The organism is Curvibacter fontanus (assembly GCF_054780335.1).
The window spans coordinates 56,373-81,143 of the sequence record NZ_BAAGWN010000046.1 but is presented as its reverse complement, the minus strand read 5'-3'; the positions used below and the strand labels follow the sequence as shown (position 1 = coordinate 81,143).

The following is a 24,771-nucleotide window of genomic DNA, read 5'->3' as shown; positions in this document are numbered from 1 at the left end:
TCTATCGGGGGTGTGCTGTCTTGCTAGTATCCTGGGTATGAGCGGCCTTGAACTGACCTTGATCTACCTGCTGGCGGCCGTGCTGGGTGTGGTCGTTTTCCGCAACCTCAAACTTCCGCCCATGCTCGGCTACCTGGCCGTGGGCGTGCTGATCGGGCCCAATGCGCTGGCGCTGGCACAGAACTCCGAGGGTATTGCCCACCTGGCCGAGTTTGGCGTGGTGTTCCTGATGTTCGCCATCGGCCTGGAGTTCAACCTGCCGCGCCTGCGCGCCATGCGTCGCCATGTCTTCGGCCTGGGTCTGCTGCAAGTGCTGTTCACCATGCTGCTGACCATGGCCGGCGCCTATGGGCTGAACCTGCTCCTGCCCGACCAGTGGTCCATCAGCTGGCAGGCTGCGCTGGCGCTTTCGGGGGTCATGGCCATGAGCAGCACGGCCATCGTGGTCAAGCTCATGGCCGACCGGCTGGAGCTGGAGTCCGAGCACGGCAAACGCGTCATGGGCATCCTGTTGTTCCAGGACCTGGCCGTGGTGCCGCTGCTGGTGCTGATCCCGGCACTGGGCAGCCCGGCCAACGAACTGCTGGGCTCGCTCGGCCTGGCCCTGTTCAAGGCGGTGGTGCTGTTGTCTCTGCTGCTGCTGGGTGGCCAGCGCCTGATGCGCAGCTGGCTGACCCAGGTGGCGCGCCACAAGAGCAACGAGCTCTTCATGCTCAACCTGCTGCTGATCACCCTGGGCCTGGCCTGGCTGACCGAGCTGGCCGGCCTGAGTCTGGCCCTGGGCGCTTTCGTCGCCGGCATGCTGATTGCCGAGACCGAATTCAAACACCAGGTGGAGACCGACATCCGGCCCTTCCATGACGTGCTGCTGGGCCTGTTCTTCATCACGATCGGCATGATGCTGGACTGGAGCATCGTCTGGCAGCGCTGGCCCCTGGTGCTGATGCTCATGGCCTCTTCATTGCTGCTCAAGCTGGTGCTGATCACCGCGCTCACACGGCTTCTCGACGCCACCATGGGTGTGGCGCTGCGCACCGGCCTGTACCTGACGCAAGCCGGCGAGTTCGGCTTTGTACTGTTGTCGCTGACGCATGAGCGGGGCCTGATCGAAGCTGTCACGCTCAACCCCATCCTGGCCTCGATGGTGCTGTCCATGCTGGCCACGCCCTTCATCATCATGTACAGCAACCGCATCGTGCTGCGACTGGTGGCGAGCGAATGGCTGCAGCAGTCGCTGCAGATGACCAGCATCGCACGCCAGGCCATCGGCACCAGCGGCCACGTCATCATCTGCGGCTACGGACGCTGCGGCCAGAACCTGGCGCGCATGCTGGAGGGGGAAAAGATTCCCTATATGGCGCTGGACCTGGACCCCGACCGGGTGCGACAGGCCACAGCGGCCGGCAATGCCGTCGCCTACGGCGACGCGGCCCGCCTGCAAGCCCTGATGGCAGCCGGCCTGGGCCGCGCCAGCGCGGTGGTGATCACCTATTTGGATGTGCCCGGCGCGCTCAAGGTGCTGGCCAATGTACGAGCTCACGCCCCGAGCGTGCCCGTGATCGTGCGAACCCAGGATGACTACGCCCTGGACCGCCTGCGCGCCGCCGGCGCCACCGAGGTGGTGCCCGAATCGATCGAAGGGTCGCTGATGCTGGCCAGCCACGCCCTGGCGCTGGTCGGTGTGCCCATGCGGCGCGTGATCCGGCTGGTGCAGGACCAGCGCGATGCCCGCTACAACCTCTTGCGCGGCTATTTCCACGGTGCCGACGACAGCGCCGATGACGACGGGGCGCAGGAGCGCCTGCACAGCCTGACCTTGCCGGCGGGCGCCCGTGCCCTGGGACAGACCTTGGGCGCGCTCTTGCCGCGGCTGACCGACACCCGCATACTCAGCCTGCGCCGGCGCAACGGCAAAAGCCTCTCTCCCGATACCGGACTGACACTGGAAGATGGGGACACCCTCGTGCTCAGCGGGCCGGCCGAGGCACTGGCGCTGGCCGAGGAACAATTGCTGCGGGGCTGAGCCGACGCGCCCACACCACGACGCCCATCAGGATCATCATGCAGGACTGGAACATCCACGACTACCTCCGCAGCCATATCCGCACCGTGCCCGACTGGCCCTCGCCGGGTGTGCAGTTCCGCGACATCACGCCCCTGCTGCAGAATCCCAAGGTCTTTCGTGTCCTGATCGACGCTTTTGTCCATCGCTACATGGACCCGTCCCTGCGCCCGGATGTGGTGGCCGGGCTGGATGCACGTGGTTTCATCCTGGGCTCGGTGATCGCCTATGAGCTGGCCGTGGGTTTCGTGCCCATCCGCAAGAAAGGCAAACTGCCCTTCACCACGGTGGAGGAAACCTATGAGCTCGAATACGGCAGCGCCACGGTGGAACTGCACACCGATGCAGTCAAGCCGGGTGACCGCGTCCTGCTGGTCGACGACCTGATCGCCACCGGCGGCACCATGATGGCGGGCAAGAAACTGCTGGAGAAACTGGGGGCCCAGGTGATGGAGGGGGCCGCCATCGTCGACCTGCCCGAACTCAAGGGCTCGGCCCGCCTGCGCGAGGCCGGTCTGCCCTTGTTCACACTGCTCGATTTCGCCGGACATTGAGGCGCGCTGCGGCGCCCGTGCCAGGCTTCAGATCAGGTCGCCGTACTGGGTCCGACTCAGTGGCAGACGCTCGACCTCATCCTCCATGCGGGTTTCCTCGAATTCGGTCGGCGGGAACTCGGTCGGCGCAAAGTCTGCGGGCAAAGGCTTGCCCGGAGCGCCCGGCCGTTCCTTGTTGCCCGAAGCCAGTGCCTGCTTGAAGGCATTGACTTCGTCAGGACGGATGGGCTCGAAGCGGCGCTTGCTCTGGCCGGGCACGGCTGGGGCCGGCGGCGCTTCGGGAAACATGTCGTTGACGGTCGGCGCAGAGAGCGCCACGCCCAGCTCGCTTTCGGTGCGCGGCTTGCGCAGCACCGACGTCGAGGTCTTGGTCAGTTCATTGATACGCCAGTACACCGCGGTCACGTCGATCCTGTGACGCATGCGGGCGTTCTGGGTAATGATCTCTTCGATCTCTGCCAGCTGGCCGATATGTTCGGCCATTTCCCTGGGCAGATCCATCATGATCAGATACTGGCTGCCACGCGAGTCGAGCGAGAGCACCTTGTACTTGTAGCTCGACGAGAGCATGCCCACACGCGCCATGGACTCACGCACCACGGCATACAGCAGTTCACGACGCTCCAGCCGGAGGGTCTTGCGATCCATGGCCTGTTCTTCATCCGGCGGCAGATGGGTCGGACCGGCACCCTGCGCGGGGCTGGCCTTGACCATCGATTTTTTGGAGAAGAGGTTGTCCAGTCGTCCCATTTTTCATTCCGATGACGCCGCTTGCAGAACACAGGGCAGGCAGATTTGTCTGTCCCTCGCATTTTCTTCCTAAATGCGGGAGCGTGCATACCTGCTGACATGCCCGGCGTAAGAAATTGTTTCCGGTTCAGACCTCCCGCACCCGGGCTGTCAGTCCACACAGTACGCCGACTTCAAGGCACAGGCAAAAGACCTGCTGCAAACCCGCAACTCCGCGGGTCTTATTTACCGATGCAGAAACGGGAAAAAATGACACCCAGCAGGTCGTCTGATGTGAACTCGCCCGTGATCTCGTTGAGCGCGTTCTGCGCGAGGCGCAGCTCCTCGGCCAACAGGTCCAACGCATGGGCCTGCGAAGCCAGATGCGCAGCCGCCATTTCCAGGTGGACCCGCACACGGCGCAAGGCCTGCACATGGCGTTCGCGGGCGATGTAGACGCCTTCGGACGCCGCCTGCCAGCCCACTGTCTCCAGCAGGCGGCGGCGCAGCGGCTCCAGGCCGGCGCCGGTTTTGGCCGAGAGACTCAGGCGCTCGGACGGTGGTGGCGCCGCGTCGGCCTTGTTCCAGACCTCGAGCACAGGCACGCGTGCCGGCAGGCGTTGCGCCAGGGTGCGCGCGATGGCCTCGTCGGCCTGGCGGTATTCGGACAGGGCGTGGCGCGTGAGATCGTGCAGGAAAAGCACGGCATCGGCGGCCTCGATCTCGGCCCAGGCACGAGCGATCCCGATGCGCTCCACTTCGTCGCTGCTTTCGCGCAGGCCGGCCGTATCGATCACGTGCAGGGGCACGCCCTCGATCTGGATGGTCTGCTGCACCTTGTCTCGTGTGGTGCCTGGAATGGCGGTCACGATGGCCAGTTCGGCCCCTGCCAGGGCGTTGAGCAGCGAGCTCTTGCCCGCATTGGGCTGGCCGGCGATGACCACCTTGATGCCTTCACGCAAGAGGCTGCCCTGGCGCGCGTGCTGCATCACGGCCGCCAGTTGCTCTTGCAGCCGGGTCAGCTGACCGTTGGCGTCGGCCTTTTTCAGGAAATCGATCTCTTCTTCCGGGAAGTCGAGCGTGGCTTCCACCAGCATGCGCAGCTGGATCAGCGCCTCGCGCAGCACGCCGATCTCCCGTGAGAACGCGCCGTCCAGCGAACGGCTGGCGCTGCGCGCTGCCGCTTCGGTGCTGGCATCGATCAGGTCGGCGATGGCCTCGGCCTGCGTCAGGTCGATCTTGTCGTTGAGGAAGGCTCGCTCGGTGAACTCACCGGGCTGAGCCAGCCGCAGACCCGGCAGACAGGTGCGGCCGCTTGCCGGATCCACCCGCCCAGCCACTTCGAGGCAACGGGCCAGCAGAAGCTGCATCACCACCGGGCCGCCGTGCACCTGCAACTCCAGCACATCCTCGCCGGTATAGGAGTGCGGCGCCGGGAAATGAATGGCCAGGCCGTGGTCCAGCACCTCGCCCGCCGCGTCGCGCAAGGGCAGGTACGTGGCATGGCGCGCCTGCAAGGCGCGCCCGCACAGGGCCGCGACGAAAGCATCCAGGCCGCGCCCGCTCACGCGCACGATGCCCACCGCCCCGCGTCCGGGGGCGGTGGCGACGGCGACGACGGGCTCCTGTTGACGTGCCAGCATGGGCCTCTATTTTGCAGCGGCAGCTGCAAGTGAAAGGGCCGCTTGCGCGGCCCTGTTCATCTGCTTACTTGAACTTCGGCAGGTTGAACTGCGGCGGAACCCCCATGCGGGTGTTGATGATCCACTGCTGGGCGATCGACAGGATGTTGTTCGTCAGCCAGTACAGCACCAGGCCGGCCGGGAAGAAGAAGAACATCACGCTGAAGATCAGGGGCATGAACCACATCATCTTGGCCTGCAGCGGGTCCGGCGGCGCCGGGTTCAGGGCCGTTTGCAGCAGGGTGGTGGCCGTCATGAGCAGGGGCAGGATGTAATAGGGATCGTTGGCCGACAGGTCCTTGATCCACAGGATCCAGGGCGCGTTGCGCATTTCCACGCTGGACAGCAGCACCCAGTACAGGGCGATGAAAACCGGGATCTGGATCATGATGGGCAGGCAGCCGCCCATGGGGTTGACCTTTTCCTCGCGGTAGACGCGCATCATTTCCTGCTGCATCTGCTGCGGCTTGTCCTTGAGGCGCTCCCGCAGCTCGGTGATGCGCGGCGTGATGGCCTTCATCTTGGCCATGCTGGCGTAGGCCTTGGCGTTGAGCCAGTAGAAGGCGATCTTCAGCAGCACCACCAGGGCCACGATGGACCAGCCCCAGTTGTGCAGCAGGCGGTGGAGCTGGTCCAGCAGCCAATACAGGGGCTTGGCCAGGATGGTCAGCCAGCCATAGTCCTTGACCAGTTCCAATCCGGGTGCGATGGCTTCAAGTCGCTTCTCTTCCTGCGGCCCGACGAAGAGGCGCGCCTCCACGGCCCGGCTCGTCCCCGGGGCGAGGGTCTCCAGGGGGGCAATCATGCCGACCGCGTACAAATTGCTGTCCACCTTGCGCGCGAAGATGTCGCGCTGCACGCCGTCAGCCAGCAGCCAGGCGCTGGCAAAGTAATGCTGCACCATGGCGACATAGCCATTGGTCGATTGCTTGTCGAATTCGGCCTTGCCTTTTTCGATATCGCTGAACTCGATCTTGTGGTATTTCCTGGCTTCGGTGTAGACCGCCGGGCCGGTGAAGGTGGAATAGAAGGACGACTCGCCGGCAGGCTTGTTGCCGTCGCGCACCAGTTGCAGGTAAAGCTGCGGCGTCACCGGCGCGCCGCCCAGGTTCTGCACCTCGTGTTTGACGCCCAGGGTATAACTGCCTCGCTTGATCGTATAGGTCTTGACCAGCTTGACACCCCCGACTTCGGGCGACTCAAACTTCAGCAGCAGTTCATCAACGCCCTCCTTGAGCACGCGCTCGCCGGGCACCAGTTTCATGACGGTCTTGTGCGTCGGCAGATTGCCGCCCGCAGCGCCGGCGATCAGGCCGGATTGGGAAAGATAGACACGGTCCTTGCTTTCGTCGAACAGCACGACGTTGGTTTCGGGATGCTTCTGATCGTGGTGCTTCAGGAATTCGGAATGGACCAGGGAGCCACCCTCGGTGTCGAAACCCAGCTTCAGCACATCGGTGCTCACCTCCACCCGCTCTCGGGCCACCGGGGCCTGTGTCTCGGTCTTGGTGATGCGATCACTGCTGTTGCCGGCCGGCAGCACGGGCGTGGCGGTCGGGACGGTGGCCGCAGGCGCCGAAGCGGGAGTTTGCGGCGCCGGGACCGTCTTGACCGTGGGGCTCGGGAAGAAGGTCGCGGGTCGGCCATTGTGGATCTGCCACTGGTCCCACAGCAGGACCAGGGAAAAGCCAAAAATCACCCACAGGATGGTGCGGCGAATATCGTTCATGAAGTCTTCTTTTCAGAGGAGGAGGTAAGCAGGCCGCTGAAGAATCGCGGTTTTTGTGCCGGCACGGGATCATGCCCACCGCCACACCAGGGATGGCAGCGCAACAGACGCGCCATGGTCAGATAGCTGCCGGCCAGCGCGCCATGCTGATGCAGGGCGTCCAGCGCATAACGCGAGCAGGTCGGTTCGAAACGGCAGGCCGAGCCCAGCCAGGGGCTCAGAAAGAAACGGTAGGCCTTGACCAGGCCGATGAGCACTTTGGCGATCATGCGCCCACCTTGCGTGGCTGCGCGGCCTTGCCGAACAACTGCTGGATCTCGGCACGGACCGCCGCATGCAGGGCGTCCGAAGCAGCACTGTTGAACTGCCGGCGCTCAAAACCTGCACGCAGGCGCACCAGGTAGGCGGCCGCCGGCAGCACTGGCGCATGCTGCGCCGCGATGCTGTAGATCTGTCGCTTGATGAGATTGCGCGTCACGGCACGGCGTGCCCAGCGCTTGGGAACCATGGCGCCGAACCAAAGCTCGTCATCGGCAAGAAAGACCCTCGGGACGGCGGACGCGTCCGAGGTTTCCCCGACCATGCGATGCATGACGAAATGCTCGGTCCGGGCAAATGAGGCGCATGCCAGCATGGCCTGGAACTGTTCCCGGGTTTTCAGCCGCCGCGCCAGCATGGTGCGCCGTCAAGAACACTGCGCATCTACCGTACAGGACGCTGGGTGGACGATACGGCTCAGACGGCCAGACGCTTGCGGCCCTTGGCGCGACGTGCATTGATCACGGCGCGGCCACCACGGGTCTTCATGCGGACCAGAAAGCCATGGGTGCGCGCACGGCGGATCTTGGAGGGCTGGTAAGTACGTTTCATCTCGAAATCCTAGTGATAAGCGATGGAGTTTTCTGTCCATGCAGGCGAGCCCTCAACAGGCTGCGGCTCGTCCCATGTCGTGTCCCGTCCGTACGTCCGTACCGCAGTCCGCGCCCGAGGGCGCGTTCCGGGCACGTCACAGGCCTCGGGAAAACCGTAAATTATCGCAAAAATTTCCAATGTTGGCAAGGCCTTGGCTGTTTGAATGCGTGTTGCACATGAAGCCGGAAGGCGCTTTTTCCTCTTGTGGATAAATTCTTGATAATTTACAATTCGGCGTTCTGGTCAGCATAACTATCCACAATAATCACAGGTATGGGCGAGGGACAAATCAACGGGCAGCCGATCGGTATCGGCCAGGAAAGTGGCCAGGGACTGTGGCAGGCCTGCGTCGATCAGCTAGCCCAGGAATTGCCTGAACAGCAGTTCAATACCTGGATCAAGCCTTTGACAGCCCAGGTGGCCGAAGACTTCTCCCGCGTCACACTTTTTGTCGTCAACCGCTTCAAACTGGACTGGGTCCGGGCCCAATACAGCAATCGCATCGCCACTCTGCTGGAAAAAGTCTATGGTCAGCCCATGCGACTTGAGTTAGCACTCACGCCCAGGGAAAATCATGTTCGGATTAAAGAAGGTCTCATTGAGGCCGATGTTTTGCCAGCCGAGGAATCCTATGCCGCGGGCGTGGAGCGAAACAACGCGGGCAACCGGACCCGTCTGAACACCGCCCTGACCTTTGAAACCCTGGTCGAAGGCACGGCCAACCGCATGGCCCGTGCTGCGGCCATGCACGTGGCCAGCTCGCCTGGCCAGCTTTACAACCCCCTGTTCATCTACGGCGGCGTCGGTCTGGGCAAGACCCACCTGATGCATGCCGTGGGCAACCGGCTGCTCGTCGAGCGCCCCAACGCCAAGGTTCTCTACATCCATGCCGAACAATTCGTTTCGGATGTGGTTAAGGCCTACCAGCGCAAGACTTTTGACGAGTTCAAGGACAAGTACCACTCCCTGGACCTGCTGCTGATCGACGATGTGCAGTTCTTCGCCAACAAGGACCGCACCCAGGAAGAGTTTTTCAATGCCTTCGAGGCCCTGCTGGCCAAGAAGTCGCACATCGTGATGACCAGCGACACCTATCCCAAGGGCCTGCTGGACATCCACGAACGCCTGGTCTCCCGCTTCGATTCCGGCCTGACGGTGGCGATCGAGCCGCCTGAGCTGGAAATGCGGGTGGCCATCCTGATCAACAAGTCCCTGAGCGAAGGGACCGAGATGCCCGAGGAAGTGGCCTTTTTCGTGGCCAAGAACGTGCGTTCCAACGTCCGTGAACTGGAAGGCGCCCTGCGCAAGATCCTGGCGTATTCACGTTTCAACCAGAAGGAAATATCCATCCAGCTGGCCCGTGAGGCCCTGCGCGACCTGCTGTCCATCCAGAACCGGCAGATTTCGGTGGAAAACATCCAGAAGACCGTGGCCGACTACTACAAGATCAAGGTCGCGGACATGTATTCCAAGAAACGGCCGGCCAGCATCGCCCGCCCGCGCCAGATCGCCATGTACCTGGCCAAGGAATTGACCCAGAAAAGCCTGCCCGAAATTGGTGAGCTCTTTGGTGGCCGCGACCACACGACCGTATTGCATGCCGTGCGCAAAATTTCAGGCGAACGCCAGCAATTGACAGAACTGAACCAGCAACTGCATGTGCTTGAGCAGACACTCAAAGGATAAAAGGAGCCATCACCCAAGACAGCAACGGCCGCCCAAACCCTGGGGATAGTTCTGGCACAAGTCCGTACTTATCCACAGACCGAGGGGGTTCCAACAAGTTATGCCAGCGGAACCGGGGACAAACCGGCCTGCTGCACACATGGTTGGAGGACAGGCAAGTCGTTGATAAAAAAAGGGAAAATGGCGCTGTCCACAGAAAGCTGCCCGCTCTATCTACTACTACTAATTTGAAATAGAGAAATCAAAGAAGAGGTTGACATGATCGTCCTGAAGGCAACACAAGACAAAGTACTCTCCGTATTCCAGTCCGTTTCGGGCATCGTGGAACGTCGCCACACCCTGCCCATCCTGGCCAATGTGATGATTCGCAAGACGGGCAGTGCCTTGCAATTCACGACCAGCGATCTGGAAATCCAGATCCGGACCACGGCGGAGCTCGATGGGGACGCTGGCAATTTCACGACCACAGTGGGTGCGCGCAAGCTGATCGATATTCTGCGCACCATGCCGGCCGATCAGACGGTGTCGCTGGAATCCAGCCAGAACAAGCTCATCCTCAAGGGCGGCAAGAGCAAGTTCACGCTGCAGACTTTGCCCGCTGAGGATTTCCCGCTGGTGCAGGAAGCTGCCAATTTCGGTCCGGCTTTCAGCGTGCCGCAGAAGACCCTCAAGGAACTGCTGGGCCAGGTTTCGTTTTCGATGGCGGTGCATGACATCCGCTATTACCTCAACGGCATCCTGTTCGTGGCCGAAGGCAAGCAATTGAGCCTGGTGGCCACCGACGGTCACCGTCTGGCTTTTGCGTCGGCCACACTGGACGTGGAAGTGCCCAAGCAGGAAGTCATCCTGCCGCGCAAGACGGTGCTGGAAATGCAGCGCCTTCTGAGTGATACCGAGGGCGCGATCGAGATGCAGTTTGCGAGCAACCAGGCCAAGTTCAGCTTTGGTGGCATGGAGTTCGTGACCAAGCTGGTCGAAGGCAAGTTCCCGGATTACAACCGTGTGATCCCGAAGAACCACAAGAATGCCATCATCCTGGGTCGCCAACCTCTGCTCGCCAGCCTCCAGCGCACGGCCATCCTGACCAGCGACAAGTTCAAGGGCGTGCGCTTGAACATCGATCCTGGCACCCTGCGTGTGGCTTCCAACAACGCCGAGCAGGAAGAAGCCGTGGACGAGCTGGAAATCGATTACAGCGGCGACAGCATCGAGATCGGTTTCAACGTGACCTACCTGATCGACGTGCTGACAAACATGGAACAGGACATGGTCAAGGTCGAATTGTCGGATTCGAACAGTTCGGCCCTGGTCACCATTCCCGACAACCACAGCTTCAAATACGTCGTGATGCCCATGCGCATCTGATGCAGATCGCAAGACCATGACCCGCGACGAACATCTGGTTCATCGCGGGTCTGTTCATTCAAGAGTTTGAGTAGTGTTGAAAAAGTAAGCCATGACCGAAGAAAACAAGCCCAGCGCTGCCGAGAACTTCAGCGCCCAGCCCTTCATTGATGCCCATCAGATCGGTGCATCAGAAGGTTATGGCGAATCATCGATCCAGATTCTGGAAGGCCTGGAAGCGGTGCGCAAACGCCCCGGCATGTACATCGGTGACACCTCCGACGGAACCGGCCTGCACCACCTGGTGTTCGAGGTGGTCGACAACTCCATCGACGAAGCCCTGGCGGGGCACTGCGATGACATCGTGGTCACCATCCACCTGGACAATTCGATCAGCGTGGTTGACAACGGCCGTGGCATCCCGACCGGCGTCAAGATGGACGACAAGCACGAGCCCAAGCGCAGCGCTTCCGAGATTGCGCTCACCGAATTGCATGCCGGCGGCAAATTCAACCAGAACAGCTACAAGGTCTCGGGGGGCCTCCATGGTGTGGGGGTGTCCTGCGTCAACGCCCTGTCCAAGTGGCTGCACCTGACGGTGCGGCGTGAAGGCAAGGTGCACCAGCTCGAGTTCGCGCGTGGTTTCGTGCAGAACCGCATCATCGAACAGGCGGGTGGCGTGGAAGTTTCGCCGATGAAGGTGATCGGCGCCACCGAGAAGCGCGGCACTGAAGTGCATTTCCTGCCCGATGTCGATATCTTCCAGCAGAACCACGAATTTCATTACGACATTCTGGCCAAGCGTCTGCGCGAACTGAGTTTCCTGAACAACGGCGTACGCATCCGTCTCAAGGACGAGCGCAGCAACAAGGAAGACGATTTCTCCGGCGCCGGCGGTGTCAAGGGTTTTGTCGACTTCATCAACGCCAACAAGAAGGTGTTGCACCCTAATGCCTTCCATGCCAACGGCGAGCGTCCGGCCGAAACCTACGGCGGTATTCCCGGCACCAATATCGGCGTCGAAGTCGCCATGCAGTGGAATGACGGTTACAACGAGTCTGTACTCTGCTTCACCAACAACATCCCGCAGCGTGATGGTGGCACCCACCTGACGGGTCTGCGCGCGGCCATGACCCGCGTGATCAGCAAATACATCGAGAGCAACGAACTGGCCAAGAAGGCCAAGGTCGAAATCTCGGGCGATGACATGCGCGAAGGCCTGTGCTGTGTGCTTTCGGTCAAGGTGCCCGAGCCCAAGTTCAGCAGCCAGACCAAGGACAAGCTGGTCAGCTCCGAGGTGCGCGCCCCGGTGGAAGACATCGTGGCCAAGTCGCTCAACGATTTCCTGGAAGAGCGCCCCAACGACGCCAAGATCATCTGCGGCAAGATCATCGAGGCGGCCCGGGCCCGCGAGGCGGCGCGCAAGGCGCGTGAGATGACGCGCCGCAAGGGCGTGCTCGATGGCATGGGCCTGCCGGGCAAGCTGGCCGACTGCCAGGAAAAGGACCCGGCCCTGTGCGAGATCTACATCGTCGAGGGTGACTCCGCCGGCGGTTCGGCCAAGCAGGGCCGCGACCGCAAGTTCCAGGCCATCCTGCCCCTGCGCGGCAAGATCCTGAACGTGGAGAAGGCGCGTTACGAGAAGCTGCTGACCAGCAACGAGATCGTCACGCTGATCACCGCCCTGGGCACGGGCATCGGCAAGGCCGCGGTCGAAAGCGGCAAGTCGGGCGTAGACGACTTCAACATCGACAAGCTGCGCTACCACCGCATCATCATCATGACCGACGCCGACGTGGACGGCGCCCACATCCGCACCCTGCTGCTGACCTTCTTCTACCGCCAGATGCCCGAGCTGGTCGAGCGCGGCCACATCTACATCGCCCAGCCGCCGCTGTACAAGGTCAAGTCCGGCAAGGAAGAGCTTTACCTCAAGGATGCCTCGGCTCTGGACGGCTACCTCTTGCGCATCGCTCTGGTGCAGGCGTCCATCCACACGGGCGGGTCGAACGGCAGCCTGATCACCGGCGAGACCCTGGCCGAACTGGCGCGCAAACACCAGCTGGCGGAAGGCGTCATTGCCCGTTTGCACAACTTCATGGATGCCGAGGCCCTGCGCGCCATTGCCGATGGCGTGGAACTCCAGCTCAATACGGTGGCCGAAGCCGAGACGTCGGCCCTGGCTCTGCAAGCCAAACTGCGCGAAGTGGGCAGCGGAGCCGAGGTGGCCGGCGAATTCGACGTCCGCACCGACAAACCCATCCTGCGCATCAGTCGCCGCCACCACGGCAACGTCAAGAGCAGCGTCATCACCCAGGATTTTGTGCACGGCGCCGACTACGCGGCCCTGGCCGAGGCGGCCAATACCTTCCGCGGCCTGCTGGGCGAGGGCGCCCGTGTCATGCGCGGCGAAGGCGAGAAGCAGAAGGAAGAAAAGGTCAGCGATTTCCGCCAGGCCATGGCCTGGCTGATCGTGCAGGCCGAAAACGCAACGGCCCGCCAGCGCTACAAGGGTCTGGGCGAGATGAACCCGGCCCAGCTGTGGGAAACCACCATGGATCCGACCGTGCGCCGCCTTCTGCGTGTGCAGATCGACGATGCCATCGAGGCCGACCGTGTGTTCACCATGCTCATGGGTGACGAGGTCGAGCCGCGGCGCGAGTTCATCGAGACCAACGCATTGCGTGCCGGCAACATCGACGTCTGATGCAGTTCCGGGCGGCATGAAAACCGTCGCCGTCATCGACTTCGAAACCACGGGCATTTCGCCCGAGCAGGGCGCCCGCGCCACCGAGGTGGCGATTGTGCTGGTGCAAGGCGGGTGCATCGTCGACCGTTTCCAGAGCCTGATGAACGCTGGCGCCCATATTCCCGCCTTCATCACCCAGCTCACCGGCATCAGCAATGCCATGGTGCGCGCCGCGCCCGACGCCGGGGAGGTGATGCGCGAGGCCAGCCGTTTCGTGGGCGACACGCCCATGGCGGCGCACAACGCTTCCTTCGATCGCAAGTTCTGGATCGGTGAGCTCGCACGGCAGGGCCTGCCGGCGACGCAGCCTTTTGTCTGCACCATGCTGCTGTCGCGCCGGCTCTACCCCCAGGCGCCGAACCACAAACTGGGCACGCTGGTGGACCACCACCGCCTGCCGCGCACCGGCGCCGCCCACCGGGCGCTGGCCGATGCCGAGATGGCGGCCGAGCTGCTGATCCGGATCCAGCAGGACTTGCAGCGCCGGTACAAGGTGCCGGGCGTCGACCATGGTCTGCTGATCGACCTGCAGCACTGCCAGCGCCAAGGGGTGTCCGCGCTGCTGTCGCGGCATGCCCGGGCATAGGCGGTGGCTTGGCCGCATAATCAAAAAAAGCCTGCCGGACGGTTCATTCCATGAGCGACAAAAAACCTTTTGAGATCGCGCGCGAGGCGCTCAAGCAGATCACGGCGCGCCAGCTGGCGCCGACGCCGGTCAATTACCAGGCCATCTACAACGAGATCGCGGGCCTGCCCAACGTGCAGCCCTTTCCCGACGAGCCCCTGCGGCAGATAGCCCAGGCGCTGCCGGCGCGCAATCCTGGCCAGGAAAAGCAGCGCAGCCTGCTCGAATACGCCATAGGCCAGCGCAACTGGCTGGGCGTGCAGAACGCCCTGGTGGCTTACAGCGGCTTTGCGATGCCCGGCGGCCCCGACCCGGTCCCGGCGCCGCTGGCGGCCACACCCGCCGCCGCGCCGGCCCTGACCCCGGAGTTCTTCGAACAGATCGCGCGTCTGATCGAGTACGCGCAACCGGCCCTGGGTACGGACGACGTCCGTTTCCAGGAGCAGGTGCAGCAGGTCGTCCAGGCCCTGCGTGATCCGGCCGTCGAGGTCTACAAGGTCAAGGCCCTGCTGGCGGATTTCAGTCACCGCCTGTCCTTTGCCGCGGAAGACCAGGCCGAAATCCACCTGACCCTGCTCAAGCTGTTGCAACTCATCATCGAGAACATCGGCGAACTCAGCCTGGACGACAACTGGCTCAAGGGCCAGACCGACGCCCTCAAGGAGGCGGCCCAGCCTCCCTTGACCCTGCGCCGCCTGGACGACGTGGAGCGCCGCCTCAAGGACGTGATCTTCAAGCAGAAGGACGCCAAGGGCCGGGCGCTCGAAGCGCAGGAAGAACTGCGCCAGATGCTGACCACCTTCATCAGCCGCCTGTCGCAGATGAGCGCGTCCAGCAGCGCCTACCAGGGCAAGATGGAAGAGAGCGTCAAGCAGCTTGAGCAGGCCAAGAAGATCGAGGACATCGCGCCCGTGCTCAAGGAGGTCATCAGCGCGACGCGCCACATGAACACCGAGTCCACGAATGTGCGCGACGAATTGCGCAGCATGCGCGAGAAGACCCAGGTCACCGAGGCCGAGCTGGTCAAGCTGCACCGCGAACTTGACCGCGTCAGCGCCCAGGCGCGCCACGACACCCTGACCGGGGCGCTGAACCGCCAGGGTCTGGACGAGGCCATGAACCGCGAAGTGTCCGGCGTGCGCCGCAAGGACACGACGCTCTCCGTGGCGTTGCTGGACATCGACAATTTCAAGAAGCTCAACGATGGCCGGGGCCATGAAACCGGCGACGCCGCGCTCAAGCACCTGGCCACGGTGGCGCGCGAGTGCATGCGCCCGCAGGATACGCTGGCGCGTTACGGCGGCGAGGAGTTTGTCGTGCTGCTGCCCGACACACCGCTGGACAAGGGCGTGGAGGCCATGACACGCCTGCAGCGCGAGCTGACCAAGCGTTTCTTTCTGGCCGGCAACGAGAAGATCCTGATCACCTTCAGTGCCGGTGTGGCCCAGCTGGCTGCGGGGGAAACCGGGGCCGACGCCATCAAACGCGCCGACCAGGCCATGTACCTGGCCAAACGCGCGGGCAAGAACCGCGTCATCGGGGCCTGATCCCCGCAAGGAGCGTCGCCATGGACATGCTGATCGCCGGACTCGTGATCTTTCTGGGCGTGCACTCGCTGCGCATGCTGGCCGGGGGCTGGCGCACACGCATGCGCGCGCGCATGGGAGCGGGGGCCTGGAAGGGCCTGTATTCCCTGGTCTCTCTGGCCGGGCTGGTGCTCATCGTCTACGGCTTTGACCTGGCGCGTGAGCAGCCCGTGCTGTTGTGGACACCGCCAGCGGGCTTGCGCCATGCCACCTCGGCGCTGACCCTGCTGGCCTTCGTGCTGCTGGCCGCCGCCTATGTGCCGGGCAATGCCATCAAGGCGCGGGTGCACCACCCCATGGTGCTGGGCGTGAAGACCTGGGCCCTGGCGCATCTGCTGGTGAGCGGCATGCTGGCACAGCAGCTCCTGTTCGGCGCCTTCCTGCTCTGGGCCGTGGCCAATTTCAGTGCTTCGCGGCGGCGGGACCGGCGTGATGGCGTGAGTTACGCGGCTGGTGGCATGACGGCCACGGTGATCACCGTGGTGCTGGGGGTGGCCGCCTGGGCCGCTTTTGCCTACGGCCTGCACGGCCTGCTGATCGGCATCAAGCCTTACGGCTGATGTCCTTGGCCGGACGCGCTTACTTTTCCAGCACCCACTGGATCACGAACTTGGCAGCAAAGCCCACCATGCCGAAGGCCAGACCCAGGAAGAGTACGAAGGTCCCGAAACGCCCGGCCTTGGATTCCCAGGCCAGGTGGGCAATGATGAACAGCATGTAGAGCATGAAAGCCCCCACGCCGAAGCTCAGGCCGAAGGCGACGATCTGCTCCTCGGTGTAGCCGAACATCAGCGCGCCTCCACGGCACCCGTTGTGCGCTCGGGCCAGGCCGACGCGTCCACCAGATCGCGGTAGGCATGCCAGCTGGCATGGCCCAGCATGGGCATGACGGCGATCAGCCCGAGCAGGGCCGACAGCAGGCCCAGCAGGGTGAAGCCCATGATGAGCGTGGCCCACCAGGCCATGGGCAGGGGGTTGCTCAACACCGTCTCCCAGCTCGTGACCACAGCCTGCAGCACGCCGATGCGGCGGTCCAGCAGCAGAGGGATGGCCACGGCGCTGGACGCAAAGATGGGCGCGGCCAGCAGGCCACCCAGGGCCAGCCAGAGTTCAAACAGCCAGTTGTCGCCCGCCAGCACCACATGGCGCAGGAAGTCGAGCGGCTGCTCGATGGGCAGGGGCGACATCAGCGTGATCAGGGCGGCCGAGGTCAGCACCCAGCCGGTGCCCGCCAGGCCCAGCAGCAGGCCGAACTGCACCAGGCGCCAGTCCTTGCCGTCGCGGCTGCTGCCGTGGCGTCTCCAGCTCAGCCAGGTTTGCAGCACCAGGCGCCAGGAAACCGCCTCGTTGCGTTCCACGGCGCGGCTCAGGGCGTAGAGGCCGGTGGCCAGCACCGGCCCCACCACCAGCAGACCCGAAAAGGCGCCCACCAGCCACCAGAACTGGTGATGGGCCAGCGCCAGCAGGCCCAGGCCGACGACGGTCAGTACCAGGCCGTAGGCAAAACTGACCCAGCCACAGCGTGCGATGTCGCGCCACCCCAGGACCAGCCAGCGCAGGGGTTGCTGCAGGGTGATGGTGCGTACCGGGGGCGTGGTGGTCGGTTTCATCGGGCGGCGAAGGCCGTCAGCGCGGTCCACGCTGACGGCCTACATGGAAGGCGCGTGCGGTGTTGTCGTCAAAGACCTTCTTCTGCTCGGCGCTCAGGCTGCCGTAGAAGTTGCGGGTGGCGGCGTCGCGTTTGTCGACTTCGGCCTCGTGCTGCTTGCGCAGGTCGCGCATCTTGTCCAGACGTTCAGGCGTGCTCAGTTCGGCGAGGTCTTCGCGCTTCGGGACGGGTTGGTGGGCCGCCGGCTTCATGGCCGCCAGATAGGCGCTCCAGCTGGCTTCCTGGTCGGCGTTCAGCTTGAGCTTGGCCTTGAGTTCGGCGGCGCGTCGGGCCATGTGCTCCTTCATGCGATCCTGGCGCTGGGCACGATGCCCGCCATCGGGCTGGTGCATGTCGGGACCGGCGCCCGGGCCAGCGGCGGGACCCGGGCCCGGCTGGGCCAGCGCCATCAGGGCGGAAGTGGCCAGCCCGGCGGCGAGCACGGCGGGTTTGAAATTGGCTTTCATCTCTTCATCCTTTCAGATCAGACCTGTTGTGAAGTAACAGGGTGATGGCAGTCTGCGCGGCCTGTGTATCGCTAGGATGAGGGTGTGCGTCGCACGTGTAAAGAATGTGCCGCCCCGGTGATGTCAGCCCAGGCGTCCGTTCTGGAAGTCTTCCACCGCGGTCATCAGTTCTTCGCGCGTGTTCATGACGAAGGGGCCGTACTGGGCGATGGGCTCTTTCAAGGGCCGACCGGCGATCAGCAGGGCGCGTGCCGGCGCGCCACTGGCATCAGCCTGCAGACGCACGCCGTCGCCGCTGTTGTCCAGGATGGCCATGCGGTGCAGCGGCACCGGGGTGGCCTGCTCCTTGCCATCCAGCACATGCACCGTGCCGCGGTAGGTGTAGAGAAAGGCGTTGTACTCGGGCGGCAGCGGCTGGCTGAAGACGCCGCCGCCGGCGGGGAAATGCAGGTCCAGGTAGAGCGGATCGGTGGGGAAGGCCTCCATCGGGCGCGCCATGGCGCCGCTCACGCCGTGACTGCGGCCGGAGATCACGCGCACGGTCACGCCCTCGGGTGTGGTGAACTCCGGGATCTCTGCGCTCTGGATGTCGCGGTAACCGGGCGGGCCCATCTTGTCGCGCCCCGGCAGGTTGAGCCAGAGCTGGAAGCCCTCCATCACACCTTCTTCCTGTTCGGGCATCTCGCTGTGGACCAGGCCGCGGCCGGCGGTCATCCACTGCACGCCGCCGTTCTGCAGCAGGCCCTCATGGCCGGCGCTGTCGCGGTGGCGCATGCGCCCGGCGATCATGTAGGTGACGGTCTCGAAGCCGCGGTGCGGATGGTCGGGAAAACCGGCGCCGTAGTCTTTCGGGTCGTCGCTGGCAAAGTTGTCCAGCATGAGGAAGGGATCGAGCCGGCGTTGCAGATCGTGCGTGAGCACGCGCGTGAGCTTGACGCCCGCGCCGTCCGTGGTGGGCTGGCCGGTGATGATGCGTTCAACGCGGCGGGGGGAGGTGATGGGATCCATGTTCGAATTACACCGCAAAGCCGGTGACAGTGTCGTCGTCAAGGTCCAGGCCGCGCCCCGCGCTCTTGGCCCGGTACAGCGCGCGGTCGGCCCGTGTCCACAGAGCCTGCACGTTGTCCTCGGGCAGGGCCTGGGTCACACCACTGGAGAAGGCCGTACGCAGCGCGGGCAGGGACGGCACCGGCGGGCTGGCGGCCAGGCTGCCGCGCAGACGAGCAAGCACCTGGCGCGCGCCCCGGGGCCCGGTATTGGGCAGCGCCAGCAGGAACTCCTCGCCGCCGATGCGGCCCACGAGGTCCTGCGGACGCAGCGTCTGTTCCAGATGGCGGGCGAAGTGCGCCAGCACCTGGTCGCCCGTGCCATGGCCGTGGTTATCGTTGATCTGCTTGAAATGGTCCAGATCGATCACGACCAGGCTCAGCGGATAGCGCAGCTGGCGCGCGCTGAGAAAGAGCTCGTCCAGCCGCTCGAAGACATGGCGGCGGTTGTGCAGGCCGGTCAGCGGGTCGGTGATGGACAGGTGCACGGCCTGATCGTGCGCCTGCCGCAGGGCGGACTCGTTGACCTTGAGCTCCGTGACGTCGGTGGTCACGGTCAGCATCCAGCCGTCGGCTTGCAGCGCTTCCGTCACACGCATCCAGCGCCCGTCGACCAGGTCGGACTCGAAGCTGCGCAGCGCGGTCTGGCGATGGCTGCGCCGCACCCGGGCCAGCCAGGTTTCGATGTCATCGGTCTCGATCAGCAGACCGGCGCGCTCGCGGTGGCAGCGGCGCATCATCTCTTCCCAGCTTGGCATCTCATCCGGCCCGATGGCATAGGCCGTGCGGAAGTGGCGGTTGGCGTAGCGCATGCGATCGGCCGGATCGAACAGGCCGATGCCGTTGGCACCGTTTTCAAGACAGCCCAGCAGTTTCAGCTGGAGGTCGGTGTTCAAGCGCTCAGGCCTGGCCGCTGTCCTTCACGCGGCAGGTGCTGATGCCCAGCATGGCGTAGGGCGGGCACCAGCCCGTCAGCCCGGTGGCCAGCGGGGCCAGGCCCAGCCAGCCCCACCAGCCCACGGTGCCGGTGGCGGCCAGCGCGACCAGGACGGCGCCGGCAAGGATGCGGATGATGCGTTCGATGCCGCCGATATTGATCTTCATGAAGGTGCTCCTGTGGGTTGGTGGTCCATTATTGGACGCGGGGTGGGTGGCGTCAACCTGTTACCAGACGCATGCCGTCCGGCGGTTTGGCAAGGTCATCGAGAATGGGACATTCCGGGCGCTCGTCGCCATGGCAGTGGTGCAGGAGCTGGTGCAGGGTGCGCTGCATGGACTGCATGGACTCGATGCGCGCGGCCAGTTCGTCCACGTGCTTTTGCGCGATGCGCTTGACGCTGGCGCTGGTGCGCCGGCGGTTCTGCCACAGCGTCACCAGCTCGGCGATTCCGGCCATGGAAAAGCCCAGGTCGCGCGAGCGCTTGATGAAACGCAAGGTGTGCACATCGGCCTCGTTGTACTGGCGGTAGCCGCTGTCCGTGCGTGCCACGCGCGGCAGCAGGCCCAGCGATTCGTAGTGCCGCACCATCTTGGCCGAGATACCCGAAAGTTCGGCCACGGCGCCGATGTTGACGGGCCAGCGAACATGGTCCATGGTGCTCAGGCCGTGACGGCGTAGCCTTCTTCGGCGATGGCTTTGGCCAGCGCCTCGCGCGGCTGTTGTGACTGCACCTCGACGAGGTTCCGGCTGCGGTCGATCTGGACTTCGGCCTGCGGGTCCACCTGCCGGATGGCGCGGGTGACGGATTTCTCGCAATGGCCGCAGGTCATGCCGCTGACGCTGAAGGTCTGGTTCATGGTCTTTTCCTCAAGAACAGGGGTTGGTGGGAAGCATATGCTGAACCCTGCCACCGTGGGAAGGTCAATCGTACAGGCCAGCAACCTTTTCTGCAGCAAGGTTGATCCAGGACAAGACTTGACCCTGCCATCATGGCAAGGTTCAACATCCAGACCATGAATACTTCCAACCCCACCTCTCCCCTGGCCACGCTGGACCTCGGCATCGATGGCATGACCTGCGCCTCCTGCGTGACGCGCGTCGAAAAAGCCCTGAAAAAGGTCCCGGGCGTGAGCGAGGCGGCCGTCAACCTGGCCACCGAGTCGGCGCGTGTGAGCTACGCGCCCTCGGAACAGGTCGAGGCGCGCCTGCGCCGGGCCGTGCGCGACGCCGGCTATGAGCCGCGTGCCGCCGATGCGCTGGTGCAGGAGGGTGGGGCCTCGCCCTGGGCCGGCTTCGCGCCGGTGGCCATCGGCCTGGCCCTGTCCTTGCCCCTGGTCGTGCCCATGCTGGGCGACCTGGGGGGGTTCCACTGGATGCTGCCGGCCTGGGTGCAGTTTGCGCTGGCCACGCCGGTGCAGTTCATCCTCGGCGCGCGTTTCTACAAGGCCGGCTGGTTCGCGCTCAAGGCCCTGACCGGCAATATGGACCTGCTGGTGGCCATCGGCACCACGGCGGGCTGGGCGCTGTCGGTCTGGCTCTGGCTGTCGGCCGAACAGGGGGAGATGGCGCACCTGTACTTCGAAGCCTCGGCCGTGGTGGTCACGCTGGTGTTGCTGGGCAAGTGGCTGGAGGCCAGAGCCAAGCGCCAGACCACGGCCGCCATCCGCGCCCTGCATGCGCTGCGACCCGAGCTGGCGCACCTGATCGGGGTGGACGGCGAACTCGACGTGCCCGTGGCCGAGGTGCTGGTCGGTGACAAACTGGTGGTGCGCCCCGGCGAGCGTTTCCCGGTGGACGGCACCCTGCTGGAAGGGCACACCCAGGTGGACGAGTCCATGCTCACGGGTGAACCTCTGCCCGTGGCCAAGGACGCCGGCGCCAGGCTCACCGGCGGCTCCATCAACGGCGAGGGCCGGCTTGTGATGCAGGTGGCGGCCGTGGGCAGCGAGACGGTGCTGGCGCACATCATCCGCCTGGTGGAGGACGCGCAGGCCGCCAAGGCGCCGATCCAGCGCCTGGTGGACCAGGTGTCGGCGGTGTTCGTGCCGGTGGTGCTGCTCATCGCCCTGCTGACCCTGCTGGGCTGGCTGTGGGTCGGAGCTTCCGGCGAGGCCGCCATCATCCACGCCGTGGCCGTGCTGGTCATTGCCTGCCCCTGTGCGCTGGGCCTGGCCACGCCGGCGGCCATCATGGCCGGCACCGGTGTTGCCGCGAAGCACGGCATCCTGATCAAGGACGCGCAGGCGCTGGAACTGGCGCACAAGGTCGACACCGTGGCTTTCGACAAGACCGGCACGCTGACCCTGGGCCAGCCGCGCCTGACGGCTTTCGAGGTGGCGCCGGACCAGGACGAGGCGCGCTTGCTGGCCGCCGCCGCCAGTCTGCAAAGCGGCAGCGAGCACCCGTTGGCACGCGCCGTGGTGCGTGCTGCACAGGATCGGCAGATTGCGCAGGTTGTCCCCGACAACGTGCGCGCCGTGCCCGGGCGCGGTAGCGAGGGCGAGGTGGGCGTGAGGAGCTATCTGATCGGCAGTCTGCGCTGGATGGACGAGTTGCACGTGTCTCTGGGGCCGATGGCGGTGCGTGCAGCCGCGCTGCAGGCGCAGGGCGCTACCGTCTCGGTCATGGTGGAACGCAGCACGCAGGGGCTCACCTTGCGGGCCCTGCTGGCTTTCGGCGACGAGCCCAAGCCCGGCGCGAAGGAGGCGCTGGCCGCCTTGCGCGCGCGCGGTATCCGCACCGTGATGATCTCGGGTGACAACCGCGGTGCGGCCGAGACCATGGCGCGTCGCCTGGGCCTGCGCCCCGAGGCGGGCGAAGTAATGGCCGAGGTGCTGCCGGGAGACAAGGCTGCGAAAGTGGCCGAACTCAAGGCGGGCGGGCGCACTGTCGCCATGGTGGGCGATGGCGTCAACGACGCGCCGGCCCTGGCCGCGGCCGACGTGGGCCTGGCCATGGGCAATGGGACCGACGTGGCCATGCATGCGGCCGGCATCACTTTGATGCGCGGTGACCCGCTGCTGGTGGCCGCCGCGCTGGAGGTTTCGGACCGCACGGTCGCCAAGATCCGCCAGAACCTGTTCTGGGCCTTTGTCTACAACGTGGCCGGCATTCCCCTGGCGGCCCTGGGTTATCTGAACCCGGTGATCGCCGGCGCGGCCATGGCCTTGAGCTCGGTCAGCGTGATGAGCAATGCCCTCCTGCTGCGTCGCTGGCGTCCCGGGGGCGGGTGAGATGCGCGCCCCATCGTCGCCAAGACCTGAACTGGCTGACAAATACGTGCTATTACCGGCAGGCCATAGGGAGGCCGCGCTCTAGAATGCCCGGATCAAGTCAAGGAGGGGAGTAACCCTATGGTCAGCAGCATTTTTGTCCTGATGCGCCAGTTCACGATCCGTTTGCGCATGCTCGGAGCGATCGGTGTGGTGATGGTCCTGCTGTTGCTGGTCGGCGGAGCCGGCGTGTTCGGCATGTTCCGCATCCACCAGCTCAGCGCCGAGGTGATCGACGAGTCGCTGGCCGTGGTGGACCGCGTGGCCCGCCTGCGCTTCGACATGGCCCAGGTGCGTCGTTACGAGAAGGACATGATCATCCAGTACGAGAAGCCCGAGCAGATCCGCCAGATCCGTACGCGCTGGGAAGCCGACATGCAGCAGATCGAGAAGAGCGTGGAAGGGCTGTCGGCCAGCCTGTCCGAGGCGCGCCGGCCGCAGCTGCAGAAGGCGGCGGATCACCTCAAGAGCTATCGCAACATGTTCGGCGGCATCACCCGCCAGCTCGAAGACAGCGCCTATGAAACGGCGACCATCGCCAACCGCATGAGCGGGCGTGCCGTGGCCGAGTTCGAGGAGGCTGACAAGCTGCTCACGCAGATCGACGAGAGGCAACGCGCCGATGCACAGGCTTCCAATGCCAGTCGCAACGCCGTGCTGGACCAGACCCTGATCGTTTTTGCCGGCCTCGTGGTGCTGAGCCTGATGGTGGTGGTGCCGCTGACCCTGCTCAATATGCAGGCCATCTGCCGTCCGGTGGAACAGGCCCGCCAGCTGGCCCAGGCCATCGCCAGCGGCGACCTGTCGCAAGGCCTGCAGGTGCAGGGGCGCGACGAGGCGGCCGATCTGTCGCGTGCGCTGGAGCAGATGCGTGGCGGACTGGCTGCCATGGTGGGCCAGCTGCGCGAGGCCGGTGAAAGCATCTCCATCGCCAGCAGCGAGATCGCCACCGGCAACCAGGACCTGTCCAACCGCACCGAGCAGACCGCCGGCAATGTGCAGCACACGGTGAGCTCCATCGGCGCGCTCAGCGGCAATGTGCAGCAGACCGCCGCCTCGGCGCAGACCGCCAGCCAGCTGGTGGCCACCGCCTCCCAGGCCGCGCAGCGCGGCGGCTCGGTGGTGACGCAGGCGGTGCAGAGCATGCACAGCATCTCGCAGTCCAGCCGCAAGATCAACGACATCATCGGCGTGATCGACGGTATTGCCTTCCAGACCAACATCCTGGCGCTCAATGCGGCCGTGGAAGCCGCGCGTGCCGGCGAGCAGGGCCGCGGTTTTGCCGTGGTGGCCAGCGAGGTGCGCTCGCTCGCGGGTCGCAGCGCCGAGGCCGCCAAGGAGATCAAGGCCTTGATTGGCGCCAGCGTGACGGCTGTGGATGGCGGTGTGCGCCAGGTCGAAGAAGCCGGCGCCGCGATGCAGGAGATCGTCAGCGGCGTGCAGCGCGTGCGCGACATCATTGGCGAGATCACGGTGGCCGCCGCCAGCCAGTCCAGCGGCATTGGCGAGGTCAACCAGGCGGTGCAGGAGATCGACCGCATGACACAGCAGAATGCCGCCCTGGTCGAGCAGTCGGCGGCGGCGGCCGAGTCCATGCGCGAGCAGGCTGAGCGCCTGGCCGGCATCGTGCGCCAGTTCCGCCTGGAAGCCCAGGGTCGCGGCGGCCCGCTGCTGCTGGCCTGAACCGCGCCAGACTGCGCAAGACTTGACGAGTGTCAAGCCCGCGCGGTCTGACCCGGG

General features: G+C 64.7%; 24 protein-coding genes. 10 read left to right on the top strand and 14 right to left on the bottom strand.

The window, feature by feature from the left end; genetic code table 11:
* Window positions 1-37: 37 nt before the first annotated feature.
* Both ACYVH8_RS16585 and ACYVH8_RS16580 read left to right on the top strand, forming a co-directional pair.
* A complete protein-coding gene (locus ACYVH8_RS16585; protein WP_460489918.1) occupies window positions 38-2,023 on the top strand; it encodes a monovalent cation:proton antiporter-2 (CPA2) family protein in 1,986 nt (661 codons plus the stop codon).
* 38 nt (window positions 2,024-2,061) lie between these two features.
* Entirely contained in the window at window positions 2,062-2,616 is a 555-nt protein-coding gene (locus ACYVH8_RS16580) for an adenine phosphoribosyltransferase (protein WP_460489917.1), read from the top strand.
* A gap of 27 nt (window positions 2,617-2,643) precedes the next feature.
* Here ACYVH8_RS16580 and ACYVH8_RS16575 read toward each other — a convergent pair whose 3' ends face one another.
* The 6 genes from ACYVH8_RS16575 to rpmH form a co-directional block, all read right to left on the bottom strand.
* On the bottom strand, window positions 2,644-3,366 hold the full coding sequence (locus tag ACYVH8_RS16575; RefSeq protein WP_460489916.1) for a hypothetical protein: 723 nt from the start codon (window positions 3,364-3,366) through the stop codon (window positions 2,644-2,646).
* Between the two features lie 221 nt (window positions 3,367-3,587).
* Window positions 3,588-4,988, bottom strand: coding sequence for a tRNA uridine-5-carboxymethylaminomethyl(34) synthesis GTPase MnmE (gene mnmE, locus ACYVH8_RS16570; protein WP_460489915.1), 1,401 nt, complete (start codon window positions 4,986-4,988; stop codon window positions 3,588-3,590).
* A 64-nt stretch (window positions 4,989-5,052) separates the two neighbouring features.
* On the bottom strand, window positions 5,053-6,756 hold the full coding sequence (gene yidC / locus ACYVH8_RS16565; protein WP_460489914.1) for a membrane protein insertase YidC: 1,704 nt from the start codon (window positions 6,754-6,756) through the stop codon (window positions 5,053-5,055).
* Entirely contained in the window at window positions 6,753-7,025 is a 273-nt protein-coding gene (gene yidD / locus ACYVH8_RS16560) for a membrane protein insertion efficiency factor YidD (RefSeq protein WP_460489913.1), read from the bottom strand. Before yidD ends, yidC begins: the two co-directional genes overlap by 4 nt.
* Window positions 7,022-7,432: a ribonuclease P protein component gene (rnpA, locus tag ACYVH8_RS16555; RefSeq protein ID WP_460489912.1), complete on the bottom strand. Its 411-nt coding sequence runs from the start codon at window positions 7,430-7,432 to the stop codon at window positions 7,022-7,024. The genes yidD and rnpA overlap by 4 nt, the downstream gene beginning before the upstream one ends.
* A gap of 59 nt (window positions 7,433-7,491) precedes the next feature.
* Complete coding sequence (gene rpmH / locus ACYVH8_RS16550) at window positions 7,492-7,626, bottom strand: 50S ribosomal protein L34 (protein ID WP_006299042.1); 135 nt, start codon at window positions 7,624-7,626, stop codon at window positions 7,492-7,494.
* 315 nt (window positions 7,627-7,941) lie between these two features.
* On the opposite strand from rpmH, the gene dnaA reads away from it, so the two are divergent.
* From dnaA to ACYVH8_RS16520, 6 genes are all read left to right on the top strand, one after another.
* A complete protein-coding gene (gene dnaA, locus ACYVH8_RS16545) occupies window positions 7,942-9,354 on the top strand; it encodes a chromosomal replication initiator protein DnaA (protein ID WP_460489911.1) in 1,413 nt (470 codons plus the stop codon).
* A gap of 258 nt (window positions 9,355-9,612) precedes the next feature.
* Entirely contained in the window at window positions 9,613-10,719 is a 1,107-nt protein-coding gene (gene dnaN, locus ACYVH8_RS16540) for a DNA polymerase III subunit beta (protein WP_460489910.1), read from the top strand.
* A gap of 91 nt (window positions 10,720-10,810) precedes the next feature.
* A complete protein-coding gene (gene gyrB, locus ACYVH8_RS16535; RefSeq protein WP_460489909.1) occupies window positions 10,811-13,405 on the top strand; it encodes a DNA topoisomerase (ATP-hydrolyzing) subunit B in 2,595 nt (864 codons plus the stop codon).
* A gap of 16 nt (window positions 13,406-13,421) precedes the next feature.
* A complete protein-coding gene (locus ACYVH8_RS16530) occupies window positions 13,422-14,033 on the top strand; it encodes a 3'-5' exonuclease (protein WP_460489908.1) in 612 nt (203 codons plus the stop codon).
* 50 nt (window positions 14,034-14,083) lie between these two features.
* Window positions 14,084-15,619: a sensor domain-containing diguanylate cyclase gene (locus tag ACYVH8_RS16525; RefSeq protein WP_460489907.1), complete on the top strand. Its 1,536-nt coding sequence runs from the start codon at window positions 14,084-14,086 to the stop codon at window positions 15,617-15,619.
* 20 nt (window positions 15,620-15,639) lie between these two features.
* Window positions 15,640-16,218, top strand: coding sequence for an NnrU family protein (locus ACYVH8_RS16520; protein WP_460489906.1), 579 nt, complete (start codon window positions 15,640-15,642; stop codon window positions 16,216-16,218).
* Window positions 16,219-16,237: 19 nt separating this feature from the next.
* Here the strand turns inward: ACYVH8_RS16520 and ACYVH8_RS16515 are convergent, their stop codons facing one another.
* The 8 genes from ACYVH8_RS16515 to ACYVH8_RS16480 all read right to left on the bottom strand — a co-directional run bounded on the left by ACYVH8_RS16515 (window position 16,238) and on the right by ACYVH8_RS16480 (window position 20,616).
* On the bottom strand, window positions 16,238-16,447 hold the full coding sequence (locus tag ACYVH8_RS16515) for a DUF2788 domain-containing protein (protein WP_460489905.1): 210 nt from the start codon (window positions 16,445-16,447) through the stop codon (window positions 16,238-16,240).
* Window positions 16,447-17,268 carry a DUF2189 domain-containing protein gene (locus ACYVH8_RS16510; protein WP_460489904.1) on the bottom strand — a complete coding sequence of 274 codons (822 nt, stop codon included), beginning with the start codon at window positions 17,266-17,268 and terminating at the stop codon, window positions 16,447-16,449. Before ACYVH8_RS16510 ends, ACYVH8_RS16515 begins: the two co-directional genes overlap by 1 nt.
* Window positions 17,269-17,284: 16 nt before the next feature.
* On the bottom strand, window positions 17,285-17,773 hold the full coding sequence (locus ACYVH8_RS16505) for a Spy/CpxP family protein refolding chaperone (RefSeq protein WP_460489903.1): 489 nt from the start codon (window positions 17,771-17,773) through the stop codon (window positions 17,285-17,287).
* 123 nt (window positions 17,774-17,896) lie between these two features.
* On the bottom strand, window positions 17,897-18,781 hold the full coding sequence (locus ACYVH8_RS16500) for a pirin family protein (protein ID WP_460489902.1): 885 nt from the start codon (window positions 18,779-18,781) through the stop codon (window positions 17,897-17,899).
* Between the two features lie 7 nt (window positions 18,782-18,788).
* Window positions 18,789-19,715, bottom strand: a complete 927-nt coding sequence (locus ACYVH8_RS16495; RefSeq protein WP_460489901.1) for a sensor domain-containing diguanylate cyclase — start codon at window positions 19,713-19,715, stop codon at window positions 18,789-18,791.
* A gap of 4 nt (window positions 19,716-19,719) precedes the next feature.
* On the bottom strand, window positions 19,720-19,923 hold the full coding sequence (locus tag ACYVH8_RS16490; RefSeq protein WP_460489900.1) for a YgaP family membrane protein: 204 nt from the start codon (window positions 19,921-19,923) through the stop codon (window positions 19,720-19,722).
* 52 nt (window positions 19,924-19,975) lie between these two features.
* Complete coding sequence (cueR, locus tag ACYVH8_RS16485; protein ID WP_460489899.1) at window positions 19,976-20,413, bottom strand: Cu(I)-responsive transcriptional regulator; 438 nt, start codon at window positions 20,411-20,413, stop codon at window positions 19,976-19,978.
* A 5-nt stretch (window positions 20,414-20,418) separates the two neighbouring features.
* A complete protein-coding gene (locus ACYVH8_RS16480) occupies window positions 20,419-20,616 on the bottom strand; it encodes a heavy-metal-associated domain-containing protein (RefSeq protein ID WP_460489898.1) in 198 nt (65 codons plus the stop codon).
* Between the two features lie 156 nt (window positions 20,617-20,772).
* Here ACYVH8_RS16480 and ACYVH8_RS16475 point away from each other — a divergent pair, with 156 nt between their 5' ends.
* Together ACYVH8_RS16475 and ACYVH8_RS16470 are read left to right on the top strand one after the other, a co-directional pair.
* Entirely contained in the window at window positions 20,773-22,992 is a 2,220-nt protein-coding gene (locus tag ACYVH8_RS16475; RefSeq protein WP_460489897.1) for a heavy metal translocating P-type ATPase, read from the top strand.
* Window positions 22,993-23,112: 120 nt separating this feature from the next.
* Complete coding sequence (locus ACYVH8_RS16470) at window positions 23,113-24,714, top strand: methyl-accepting chemotaxis protein (protein ID WP_460489896.1); 1,602 nt, start codon at window positions 23,113-23,115, stop codon at window positions 24,712-24,714.
* The last annotated feature ends 57 nt before the right edge of the window (window positions 24,715-24,771 follow it).

Coding starts and splice junctions, on each gene's coding strand:
- ACYVH8_RS16515 (WP_460489905.1), bottom strand. CDS start 16,447: ATGTTCGGCTACACCGAGGAGCAGATCGTCGCCTTCGGCCTGAGCTTC.
- rpmH (WP_006299042.1), bottom strand. CDS start 7,626: ATGAAACGTACTTACCAGCCCTCCAAGATCCGCCGTGCGCGCACCCAT.
- ACYVH8_RS16500 (WP_460489902.1), bottom strand. CDS start 18,781: ATGGATCCCATCACCTCCCCCCGCCGCGTTGAACGCATCATCACCGGC.
- ACYVH8_RS16530 (WP_460489908.1), top strand. CDS start 13,422: ATGAAAACCGTCGCCGTCATCGACTTCGAAACCACGGGCATTTCGCCC.
- ACYVH8_RS16525 (WP_460489907.1), top strand. CDS start 14,084: ATGAGCGACAAAAAACCTTTTGAGATCGCGCGCGAGGCGCTCAAGCAG.
- gyrB (WP_460489909.1), top strand. CDS start 10,811: ATGACCGAAGAAAACAAGCCCAGCGCTGCCGAGAACTTCAGCGCCCAG.
- cueR (WP_460489899.1), bottom strand. CDS start 20,413: ATGGACCATGTTCGCTGGCCCGTCAACATCGGCGCCGTGGCCGAACTT.
- ACYVH8_RS16470 (WP_460489896.1), top strand. CDS start 23,113: ATGGTCAGCAGCATTTTTGTCCTGATGCGCCAGTTCACGATCCGTTTG.
- dnaA (WP_460489911.1), top strand. CDS start 7,942: ATGGGCGAGGGACAAATCAACGGGCAGCCGATCGGTATCGGCCAGGAA.
- ACYVH8_RS16575 (WP_460489916.1), bottom strand. CDS start 3,366: ATGGGACGACTGGACAACCTCTTCTCCAAAAAATCGATGGTCAAGGCC.
- ACYVH8_RS16585 (WP_460489918.1), top strand. CDS start 38: ATGAGCGGCCTTGAACTGACCTTGATCTACCTGCTGGCGGCCGTGCTG.
- ACYVH8_RS16580 (WP_460489917.1), top strand. CDS start 2,062: ATGCAGGACTGGAACATCCACGACTACCTCCGCAGCCATATCCGCACC.
- ACYVH8_RS16520 (WP_460489906.1), top strand. CDS start 15,640: ATGGACATGCTGATCGCCGGACTCGTGATCTTTCTGGGCGTGCACTCG.
- rnpA (WP_460489912.1), bottom strand. CDS start 7,432: ATGCTGGCGCGGCGGCTGAAAACCCGGGAACAGTTCCAGGCCATGCTG.
- ACYVH8_RS16510 (WP_460489904.1), bottom strand. CDS start 17,268: ATGAAACCGACCACCACGCCCCCGGTACGCACCATCACCCTGCAGCAA.
- dnaN (WP_460489910.1), top strand. CDS start 9,613: ATGATCGTCCTGAAGGCAACACAAGACAAAGTACTCTCCGTATTCCAG.
- ACYVH8_RS16490 (WP_460489900.1), bottom strand. CDS start 19,923: ATGAAGATCAATATCGGCGGCATCGAACGCATCATCCGCATCCTTGCC.
- mnmE (WP_460489915.1), bottom strand. CDS start 4,988: ATGCTGGCACGTCAACAGGAGCCCGTCGTCGCCGTCGCCACCGCCCCC.
- ACYVH8_RS16475 (WP_460489897.1), top strand. CDS start 20,773: ATGAATACTTCCAACCCCACCTCTCCCCTGGCCACGCTGGACCTCGGC.
- ACYVH8_RS16480 (WP_460489898.1), bottom strand. CDS start 20,616: ATGAACCAGACCTTCAGCGTCAGCGGCATGACCTGCGGCCATTGCGAG.
- ACYVH8_RS16505 (WP_460489903.1), bottom strand. CDS start 17,773: ATGAAAGCCAATTTCAAACCCGCCGTGCTCGCCGCCGGGCTGGCCACT.
- yidC (WP_460489914.1), bottom strand. CDS start 6,756: ATGAACGATATTCGCCGCACCATCCTGTGGGTGATTTTTGGCTTTTCC.
- yidD (WP_460489913.1), bottom strand. CDS start 7,025: ATGATCGCCAAAGTGCTCATCGGCCTGGTCAAGGCCTACCGTTTCTTT.